Source organism: Quyinboa ferrireducens (assembly GCF_042436675.1).
In the GTDB taxonomy this organism is placed as follows: domain Bacteria; phylum Bacteroidota; class Bacteroidia; order Bacteroidales; family UBA5342; genus JBHJHP01.
In genome coordinates, this window is sequence record NZ_JBHMVA010000061.1 from 1 (window position 1) to 1562 (window position 1562).

The window sequence follows — 1562 nt, forward strand, 5'->3', positions numbered from 1 at the left end:
GCAGTCGGGCTATTTTGTCCTGACAGTTCCTTTCCCGTCGGAAAGAAACTGCCACGACAGCATACTGCGGGAACGTTGTATGTAATACCGGGATTAGTAGTTTGATTATTTTAAAACTGGCCTCCACCCTTTTTAGGCTGAAGCAGGGAACGTTCTTTATTAAACAGGATCAACGATTGATTTTAACCAGGTGTCGGGTGGAGTCTCAGTCTACACAACTTTAAAGTTTCGTATTTTGACGCAATATCGTTTGGGGTTGATGCAATATCGTAAAGTTTTGATTTACATTATCCGGTCGTGGGTGGCTGAATCTCATTTGATTTGCTGAAGTGTTTAATTTGTGAAGCATCAATTTAAAGAGCACCAGTGAGAGAACAAAAGAAGGTACTACATACAACACGCGGTCATACTGCATGGCAGTACTTTTAACTAAAATATTTCAACGTTCGCGGTTAGGCTCTTTTGTCCTGACAGTTCCTTTCCCGTCGGAAAGAAACTGCCACGACAGCATACCGCGGGAACGTTGTAAATAATGCCGTGATTAGTTGTTTGATTATTTTAAAACTGGCTTCCACCCTCTTTCGGCTGAAGCAGGGAACGTTCTTTTTAAAACTGGATCATCGTTTGATTTAAACCAGGTGTCGGGTGGAATCTCAGTCTACAAAACTTTGAAGATTCATATTTTGACGCAATATCGTTTTGGGTTGATGCAATATCGTTGAGTTTTGATTTACATTATCCGGCCATGGGTGGCTGAATCTCATTTGATTTGCCGGAGTGTTTAATTTGTGGAGCATCAATTTAAAGAGCACCCGTGAGAGAACAAAAGAAGGCACTATTTACAACACGCGGTCATACTGCATGGTAGTATTTTTAAACAAAATATTTCAACGTTCGCAGGCTGTCTCTTTTGTCCTGACAGTTCCTTTCCCGTCGGAAAGAAACTGCCACGACAGCATACCGCGGGAACGTTGTATGCAATTTTGAGTTGAGAAACAATTCTTATTTATGAAATTAATTAAACTTATACCATTAACAATAATCTTGACTTTAACATATGGTTGTAGAAGAATTGGTGTATGTGGAATGTTTCAACCATCACACCAAATTATTTTTAAGAGCGACTCAACATTCATGTATTCAAAATTTTACTGGGATGGAGAAACTAACTCTTTTGGATATTACTCAGAAGGAATTTATAACAAAATTGACAAAAACACCTACATTCTTAATAGCTACAACTTTAATCCCGATTCAATTAGAACTGAATGGAAATTTAATGTTGATTCTTCTACTACAAATTATAGAATTAGGATTACAACTGAATTGGAAGATGGAGACTTTAAATTTTATCATGATAAAATAGTTTTGGAAATAGATAGCGACTGCTATGAATTCAAAGAGGCAATAATTGATACTTTTTTTTCAAAAAAACCTGAAATCATTAGTTTAAAGTTATTAACACAACCAGATAGTGTAATTCCCAAAGGCTTATATAGATGTTTTACTTCAATTCCTATTGAAAATATTCCTGAAAGTTCTAATTATATTAATATTGAATT

General features: G+C 36.2%; 1 protein-coding gene. It reads left to right on the top strand.

What is annotated here, in order from left to right; translation table 11 throughout:
• Positions 1–1008 precede the first annotated feature (1008 nt).
• Positions 1009–1562: hypothetical protein (locus ACE01N_RS20385; protein WP_380592905.1), on the top strand; the 554-nt coding region annotated here is incomplete at its 3' end.